Annotated in this window: 5 protein-coding genes (1 of these 5 cut by a window edge); 1 reads left to right on the forward strand and 4 read right to left on the reverse strand. The window is 71.5% G+C overall.

Going from position 1 to position 6,936, the window contains the following annotated elements; translation table 11 throughout:
- Nucleotides 1–172 precede the first annotated feature (172 nt).
- Nucleotides 173–820 carry an aminodeoxychorismate/anthranilate synthase component II gene (locus FrCorBMG51_RS15865; RefSeq protein ID WP_047223839.1) on the forward strand — a complete coding sequence of 216 codons (648 nt, stop codon included), beginning with the start codon at nt 173–175 and terminating at the stop codon, nt 818–820.
- Nucleotides 821–849: 29 nt separating this feature from the next.
- Here the strand turns inward: FrCorBMG51_RS15865 and pknB are convergent, their stop codons facing one another.
- From pknB to FrCorBMG51_RS15885, 4 genes are all read right to left on the reverse strand, one after another.
- A complete protein-coding gene (gene pknB, locus FrCorBMG51_RS15870) occupies nt 850–2,781 on the reverse strand; it encodes a Stk1 family PASTA domain-containing Ser/Thr kinase (protein ID WP_047223840.1) in 1,932 nt (643 codons plus the stop codon).
- Entirely contained in the window at nt 2,774–4,753 is a 1,980-nt protein-coding gene (locus tag FrCorBMG51_RS15875; protein WP_476742178.1) for a serine/threonine-protein kinase, read from the reverse strand. The genes pknB and FrCorBMG51_RS15875 overlap by 8 nt, the downstream gene beginning before the upstream one ends.
- The gene (locus FrCorBMG51_RS15880; RefSeq protein WP_047223842.1) at nt 4,750–6,204 is read right to left on the reverse strand and encodes a peptidoglycan D,D-transpeptidase FtsI family protein; all 1,455 of its coding nucleotides are present in this window, start codon (nt 6,202–6,204) and stop codon (nt 4,750–4,752) included. Before FrCorBMG51_RS15880 ends, FrCorBMG51_RS15875 begins: the two co-directional genes overlap by 4 nt.
- On the reverse strand, nt 6,201–6,936 hold the final stretch of the coding sequence (locus FrCorBMG51_RS15885; RefSeq protein WP_047223843.1) for an FtsW/RodA/SpoVE family cell cycle protein. 770 nt of this gene lie beyond the right edge of the window; only the last 736 of its 1,506 coding nucleotides appear in the window; its start codon lies off the right edge, out of view — the gene reads right to left on this strand; the stop codon is at nt 6,201–6,203. Before FrCorBMG51_RS15885 ends, FrCorBMG51_RS15880 begins: the two co-directional genes overlap by 4 nt.

A 6,936-nucleotide genomic window follows, 5' to 3' on the forward strand; every position in this document is an offset into this window, starting at 1 on the left:
GGCCGCCGCTGACGAGCAGGCTGCCACCGACGAGCCGGCCGCCACCGACGGCAACTGACCTACGGCAACTGACCGACGGTGGCCGCCCCGGGCGCTCACGGGCCGGTCACCGCCACATCCCGCGCCAGGATCCACCGGATCCCGCGGCGGATTCGGTGGTAAGAGGAGAATCATGCGAATCCTGGTGGTCGACAACTACGACTCGTTCGTGTTCAACCTGGTGCAGTACCTGGGCCAGCTTGGAGCGGACAGCGTCGTCCGCCGCAACGACGAGGTCGACGTCGACGAGCTGACCGCTCTCGGCGTCGCCGGGGTGCTGGTGTCACCCGGCCCGGGCACGCCGGAGGCGGCCGGGGTCAGCGTGCCGATGATCCGGGCGTGCGCGGCGGCCGGCATCCCCATGCTCGGGGTGTGCCTGGGGCATCAGGCCCTCGGGGTCGCCTTCGGCGCGACGGTCGGCCGGGCACCCGAGTTGCTGCACGGCAAGACGTCCGTGGTGCGCCACCGCGGGGTCGGGGTGCTTGCGGACCTGCCGTCGCCGTTCATCGGAACCCGTTACCACTCGCTCGCCGTGGACCGGGCGACTCTCCCGGCGGAGATCGAGGTCACCGCCTGGACCGACAGCGGTGTGGTGATGGCGATGCGACACCGGACCCTCCCGCTGGAGGGCGTCCAGTTCCACCCGGAGTCAGTGCTTACGCAGGGTGGTCATCTGCTGTTGGCCCGCTGGCTGTCGGTCTGCGGGGACGACGCCGCGCTGTCGGCCGCGCCGACGCTGTCGGCCGAGGTCGAGACCCTCCGCCAGGCGGCTTTCGCCTGACGGAGGGATCAGAGCCGGCAGGGGCCCCGTCAGCCGAGCAGGCCGCCGAGGCCGCCGCCGGTTGAACTCGGGCTCGGCGACGGTGTCTTGCTCGGAGTCGCGGTGGCGCTCGGTGACGGTGTGGGCGTCTGGGTGTTGATGGCCTGCTGCTGGGCGACGTAGAGCGTCACGGTCGATCCGCGGGCCGCCGAGCCGCCGCCGGGGCTCTGGGAGACGACGGTGCCCGTCGGCTTGCTGCTCGCGACGGCCTGCTGGACGACCCTGAAGCCGTAGCGCTCCAGTTCGATCTTGGCAGGGTCGACGGGCTGGTCCGTCACGTTCGGGACGGTCGCCTGCGTGCTCACCACATAGATGATCACCTGTTCGCCGGGGGCTATCGACGTCCCCGCCGCCGGGTCGCTGGACTCGACCAGCCCGGCTCGGCGGGTCGTCGCGTCGGTGAAGGCGGAGGTCTTCACCGTCAGCCCGGCCTCCTTCAGCTTGGCGGTGGCCGCGGCCTGGGTCAGCCCGGCCACGTCCGGAACGGCGAGGTCACCCGGCCCCTTCGAGATGCTGAGGGTGATCGGCGCGCTCTTCGAGGCGGCGGTGCCCGGGGCCGGGTCGACCTCGACCACCAGATCCTTCGGCTCGTTGTTCTCGACGACCTTTGAGACGATGTTGGTGAAGCCGGCGGAGCTCAGGCTGTTCTTGGCCGTCTCGAACTTCTGCCCGATGAGGTTCGTCGGGATCGTCGCGGTGTCGGCGGTGGTGTTGCCGCCGTTCCCGCCCCCGCCGCCGAGCATGTTGGTCGCGATCATGGTGACGACGACGAACACCGCCACCACGGACAGGCCGGCGAGAATGTACTTCCAGGCGTCCGAACGTCTTTTCTCCGGCAGCGGCCCGCTGTCGCCTCCCCCGGGGCCGCCGAAGCCGGCCCGGTCGTAACCGCCCGTCCCGTAGCCGCCGGTCCGGTCGTAGGCGCCGGTGCGGCCGTAGGGGTCGTCCGGGCCGTCGTCGTAGGGGCCGCGGCCGCGGGAGATCATGTGTGTCCCCGCGGTGACCGCGGGTGAGGCACCCAGCCGGGTGGTGAGCTGGTCGCTGTCGAGCTGGGGGGCGTAGATGGGCCGGCCGGCCAGGGCCCGCTCGAGGTCGTCCCGCATCAGCCCGGCGGTGGAGTAGCGGTGGTCGGGATCCTTCTCCATCGCCTTGAACACGATCGCGTCGGCGTTGGGCGTGATGGCGCGGTCGTGGCTGGACGGCGGCTGCGGATTCTCCCGCACGTGCTGGTAGGCGACGGCCACCGGTGAGTCGCCACGGAACGGCGGCTGCCCGGTCAGCAGCTCGTAGAACAGCACACCCGTCGAGTAGACGTCGCTGCGCGCGTCCACCCGGACGCCGCGGGCCTGTTCCGGCGACAGGTACTGGGCGGTGCCGATCACCGCGGCGGTCTGCGTCATGTTGGACGTGGTCGCGGTGGTCGCCCGGGCGATGCCGAAGTCCATCACCTTGACCGAGCCGTCCTGGCACAGCATGACGTTGGCGGGCTTGATGTCCCGGTGGATGATCCCCATCCGGTGGCTGTAGTCCAGGGCCGCGCACACGTCGGAGGTGATCTCCATGGCCCGGCGTTCGCTGAACCGGCCCTCCTGCTGGAGCACGTCCCGCAGGGTGCGGCCTTCCACGTACTCCATCACGATGTACGGGACGGTCGTGCCGTTGATCAGATCCTCGCCGGTGTCGTAGACCGAAACGATCGCCGGGTGGTTCAGGGCGGCCGAGGACTGCGCCTCGCGGCGGAAGCGGGCCAGGAAGGTCGGGTCCCGGGCGAGGTCGGCCCGCAGCGCCTTGACCGCGACCTCGCGGCCGAGGCGGACGTCCCGGCCGCGGTAGACCTCGGCCATGCCGCCGTACCCGAGGACCTCGCCCAGCTCGTAGCGCCCGCCCACCAGGCGAGGTTCGGTTCCGAACGCCTCAGTCACGACTGCCACCCGTGCTCGCCTTTCCGCTTCCCGGGCCGGTACCCGCGGACGCTTCCCGGACATCTGGCCCGGTTGCGGTCGTATGGCCGCCCAGGCCGCCGGTGATCCGGATGCCGTCCGTGACACCGTCGGTCCCGGTCGTACTGTCACCGGTGACGATGCCATCTTCGGATCCGGGTCCGTGCACCGCCCGGGTCAGGGCCGGCGCGCCTTCGGATGATCCACTGGATCCGGCGATCGACCGGGTGACCAGCGCGGTGATCGCAACTGTGGCGATCAGTAGTGCTATCAGTACTGGAAGTGATAGCCGTCGCCTGCCCGCGGACGCCGGGCCCCCCGCGGCCCGGCCACGGAGGCGTCGTCGCCGGGCCCCCCGCGCGTCCGACGGCGGCAGCGTGGAGGTCGGGCGGTTGCCGGGCGGCTGGAGCCGGGCGACGTTCGTCGGCCGGATGTCCGGCCGGCTCGCGGTGTCGTAGCCCGTGTTGTAGCTGGCGTCATAGCCACCGGCCTCGTAGCCGGTCTCATAACCGGTGTCGTAGCCGGCACCGGAGCTCGCACCGGCATGGCCGGCCTCCCGGTGCCCGGGGGGTGGGTAGCCGTCCGCCGGGTATCGGCCGCCGGACGTGGGCGGCCGGGGCGGGGTGCCCCAGGCACCCGGGGGCGTGCCCGCCGACGTCCCCGGCGGTTCCTGGCCAGGCTGACGGCCGTCGTGGGCGGCGCCGGCGTCCCAGGACGGCCGGGCGTCCCGATACGGCCGGTTCTCCTCGGGGAAGCTGTCGTCCCGGGTGTGCCGGCGGGTCCAGGACGGTGGCCGATCCCCGTCGGTCCCCGCCCCGCCCGTGCCCGGCCCGGGTGCTCCCGTCGGTCCGGGCCACCGCCCGGTGGAATCCCCGGCGGGGTCCGACCGGGGTGCGGCCGCCGGCCCGCCGGCCCGGCGGGNCCCGCCGGCCCGGCGGGTCATGTCCGCGTTCCACAGGTTGCGACGGATCGTGGCGGCGGTGCGGGCGAACGAGCCGGCCGACGACGGCCGCTGGGCCGGGTCCTTGGCCATCGCCGCCTGGACGAGGTTGCGCACCGGCTCGGGGACGTCGGGCGGCAGCGGCGGGGGGTCGTCCTGCTGGTGCGCCATCACGACCACGATCGGGTTGCGGTCGTCGAAGGGCCGCCGGCCGGCCAGGCACTCGTAGGCCACCACACCGAGGGAGTACACGTCGCTGGCCGGGGTCACCGTCCGGCCGGAGGCCTGCTCGGGGGAGACGTAGTAGGCGGTACCCATCATGATCCCGGTGGCGGTCAGCGGCGCGGCGTCCACCGCGCGCGCGATCCCGAAGTCGGTGACCTTGATCGCGCCGTCGGTTCGCAGCAGCAGGTTGCCGGGTTTGACGTCCCGGTGCACGACGCCCAGGGTGTGCGCGGCCTGCAGGGCGTCGGCGGCCTGCCCGAGCACGTCCAGGGTCTTCTCCGGGGACAGGCGCTTCTCCCGGTGCAGCAACGCCGACAGGGGCTCGCCCTCGACCAGCTCCATTACCAGATAGGCGGTCGGACGATCACCATCGGTGACGACCTCGCCGTAGTCGTAGACGGACGCCACACCCGGATGCGACACCCGGGCGGCGTGCCGGGCCTCGCCGCGGAAGCGGACCAGGAACAGCTCGTCGCTGGCGTACTCCGGGCGCAGCAGCTTCACGGCGACGGGACGCCCGAGGGTGCGGTCGAGGCCCCGCCACACCTCGCCCATCCCGCCGGTGGCGATACGTCCCTCGAGGAGGTAGCGGCCGTCGAGGACGATGCCCTTTGGCGAGGCGCCGAACGGCTGCGCGGTGGCCGGTGACGAGGCGGGCCCGCCGGGCGGCACGGCCGGCCCGCCCTGCGCCGCAACGCCCGGTCCCGGGGGAATCCGCGCTGCCGGAACGCCTGATCCCGGCAGACCCGGGCCCGGCCCCGGGACGCCTGGCGACGGTGGGCCGGTCACTGTCGAACGTCCAATGCGGCCTTCATGACCTGCTGGGCCACGGGCGCGGCTACCGCGCCGCCGGTGCCGAGCTCCCCGCCGCCGTCCTCGACCACGACCGCGACGGCCACGCTCGGGTTGGCGGCGGGCGCGAAGCCGATGAACCAGGCGTGCGGGGGCTCGTTGTCACCGTGTTCGGCGGTGCCGGTCTTGCCGGCGACGGCGACACCGGGGATCCGCGCCTTGCTACCGGTGCCGTTGCTGACCACGCTCTGCATCATCGTGTTCAGGTCGGCTGCGACGTCCGGGCTCACGGGGCGTTTGTAGACCTCCGGCTCGGTGCGGCTGATCGCCTTGAGGTCCGGGCCAAGCAGCTCGGAGACGATGTACGGCCGCATCATCACCCCGTTGTTGCCGATGGCGGCGGCGACCTGGGCCATCTGCAGCGGAGTGACCCGGTCGTCGAACTGCCCGATGGCGGACTGCGCGGTCTGCGCCCCGTCGAGCTGCTGGGGCGGGTACACGCTGGGCACCAATGGCAGGGGGAAGTCGGGGATGGTGGAGTTGAAACCGAACGCCTCGGCCTGGGCGCGCAGGGTGTCGTCGGTGAGATCCATGCCGAGCTGGGCGAACGCCGTGTTGCAGGAGATCGTCAGGGCGTGGATGAGGGTGTCTGTCTGGCCGTCCCCGCAGCGTTCGTTGTCGAAGTTCGGCAGCATGGTCCTGCTCTGCGGCAGGGGGAGCGTGTCGGGCGCGGCGATACGTTCCTCAAGCTGACGGCCGGCGTTGAGCGCGGCTGCCGCGGTGATCACCTTGAAGGTGGAGCCGGGCGGATAGGTCTCCTGGGTCGCGCGGTTGAGCAGAGGCTTGTCCGGGTCGGTGTTGAGCGCCTGGGCAGCTTTGCCGGCCGCGGCCTCGTCGTGGCTGGCCAACGGTGTCGGGTCGTATGTCGGACTGGTCACCATCGCAAGGATCTCGCCGGTCTTCGGGTCGAGCGCCACGACCGCCCCCTTACGGTTGCCGAGCGCGGTGGTCGCGATTTGTTGGATCCGGGGTACCAGCGTGGTGACGATACTGCCACCCCGTTGTTTGCGTCCGGTCACCAGGTCGGAAACCTTGGAAACGAACAGGCGGTCGTCCTCTCCGGAGAGGAAGTCGTTCTGGGAGCGCTCCAGGCCCGCGGAAGTGTACAGGCCGTAGTAGCCGGCGACGGCGGAATACAGCTTCCCGGCCGGGTACTGCCGCTGGTACTTGTACTCGTCATCGGACGGCACCGAGCTCGCGATCGCCTGCCCGCCGGCCACGCCGATCCAGCCGCGCTCCCGCTCGAGCCGTTCGGTGATCTGACGGGCGTTGTTCGGCTCGTGACGCAGTTCGCCAGCCTGCTTCGCCTGCAGCCAGTTGGCGTTGACCAGCAGGGCGGTGAACAGCACCAGGCAGGCGACGGCGACCTTGCGGATGGGTGCGTTCACGTCGTCCGCACCGCCTGGGTGGGGCTGTCGGCGACGGCGTTCGGGTCGAACAGCGGCGCGGCCGGGGTGGCCGGGCCGGGCCTGCGGTAGGAGTCACTGATCCGCAGCAGCAGCGCGATGATGGCCGCGTTCGAGACGATCGAAGAGCCTCCGTAGGAGATGAAGGGCAGGGTCAGACCGGTCAGCGGGATGAGCCGCATGACACCGCCGACCTGCACGAACACCTGGAGGGCGAACGAGGCGGCAAGGCCGGTCGCGAGCATCTTGCCGAACGGGTCACGGGCGCCGAGCGCGGCCCGCAGGCCGCGGGTGACGACCAGTCCGTAGATGACGAGGATAGCCATGATTCCGGCGAGGCCGAGTTCCTCACCGATACTCGCGACGATGAAGTCGGTGTTGGCGAAGGGGACCCGCTGCGGGCTGCCCTGCCCGAGCCCGGTGCCGGTGATCCCGCCGGCGGCGAACCCGAACAGGCCCTGCACCAGCTGGAACGAGGTGCTGGTGGGATTGTCACCGTCGAACGCGTGTAACCAGCCGTCCACCCGGACCTGGACGTGCCCGAACAACTGGTAGGAGATGACCGCGCCGAGCGAGAACAGGCCGAGCCCGATGAGCGCCCAGGACGCCCGTTCGGTCGCGACGTAGAGGATCACCAGGAACATGCCGAAGAAGAGCAGGGACGAGCCGAGGTCCTTCTCGACGACGAGGACGCCGAGGCTCGCGAGCCAGGCG

This window comes from Protofrankia coriariae, from assembly GCF_001017755.1.
Lineage (GTDB): Bacteria > Actinomycetota > Actinomycetes > Frankiales > Frankiaceae > Protofrankia > Protofrankia coriariae.